The 1,419-nt window shown below is 31.4% G+C and carries 1 protein-coding gene and 1 pseudogene; both read right to left on the reverse strand.

Features of this window, described 5'->3' with window-relative positions:
• On the reverse strand, positions 1-671 hold a 671-nt coding region (locus ACFVU3_RS40065; protein ID WP_390073711.1), incomplete at its 3' end, for an ABC transporter substrate-binding protein.
• Positions 668-1,393 (reverse strand): annotated as a pseudogene (locus ACFVU3_RS40070) (NEAT domain-containing protein); the annotation flags it as partial. The gene ACFVU3_RS40065 and the pseudogene ACFVU3_RS40070, both read right to left, overlap by 4 nt.
• Between the last annotated feature and the right edge of the window lie 26 nt (positions 1,394-1,419).

The following is a 1,419-nucleotide window of genomic DNA, read 5'->3' on the forward strand; positions in this document are numbered from 1 at the left end:
GGATTAACATTAACTAAATGTTCCGTGTTAGAAGAAATATACTGTTTAGAATGGTCTTGTATGACATTCTCTCCACCAGCGATTTTTACGAGATCTCCAATATATGATTTATCAGTGGCAACTAAATAACTGCCAGGTATCCCCATAAGTATCAGTACCTTAGGATGTTTCTTTTGTTTTGCAACTTTACTTTCAATATTCGCTTTCACGGAATTAAGGTGATGATTTAGTTCTTTAGCCTTCTTCTCCCTATTAAACTGTTTACCAAGTTCAGTAATAGATTTCTCCATGCCATCTAAACTATCATAATCATAGAAGTAACCTTTCATGTTTAACTGTTTATAAAAGGGCTTCATTTCATCTTTAATAGTAGATACACTCAAAACATGTGTAGGATTCACTTTTTTAACTGCCTCTACACTTGGTTCCATCGGTTGGCCGACTTCTGGAACATTTTTATATCGATCTGGTAACTTTTTATAAGATGTGGGCTTACCTACAATAGGTAAATCTAACTTATCTAATGTCATCGTTAAAGCGACGGTAGTAGGTACGATACGAATACCCTTCGATTCAGCTTTATCTTTCTTTTTATTGCTATTATCCGCCTCGCAACCACTGAGTAAAACGATAAATAATATGATAGTAAAAATTTTTCGGGTTTTTCTCATTTTTTCGACTCACTCTTTCTTTTAACAAAATATGTTGCGATTAAAGCTAAAATTGCCAATAAAATAACAGAGCCAAGAAGATAGTATGTATTTCTATGATTAGGGAGTACATCCTCATTATGGTCTTTTTTTGCAACTTTCTTCTTATCAGCATCTCTATTGAAGCTTGGATTAGGTTTATCTTTTTCCTTTTTAAAAGGATTAAGTTGAGGCAATTGGCTATACCTAGAATTAGTATTTGTATTTAAACTAGCTGGAGTATTTGAATTAGTCCGATTTAATGAATCTGAGCTCGGTTTATCTGTACTTGGTTTAATTGATAGATTGCTATTTGAATTAGAAAATTTATTTTGTTCTTCTCTATTGATAATCTGATTTGACGACATATCTTGTTGAGTTGATTGTTTTGACTCTTTTAGATGACTATTCTCATTTTTTATTTCATTAAATTGTCCTTCTTCTGTTTTTAAATTTTTTTTTAGGCTCTCTTTATCATCAAACTGATTAGACTTGTTATTCTGAGCGTCTTTGTGGTTAACCTTTTCATCATTCTTTTCGCTATGTTTCATAACGATATAAGTGGTATACGTATGGTCGTAATGTATCGATGGTATTTTAATGTGGATACGAGATTTTATTTCTTCTTTTATGTTAATAAGGGGTATTTGAATGGTTACCGTATCTTGTTCTTTATCCTCATTTACAATCTTCACTTTTAATTCTTTATCATTTTTGTAGTTTTTTTATC

It is taken from the genome of Streptomyces sp. NPDC058052 (assembly GCF_042885515.1).
Taxonomy (GTDB): domain Bacteria; phylum Actinomycetota; class Actinomycetes; order Streptomycetales; family Streptomycetaceae; genus Streptomyces.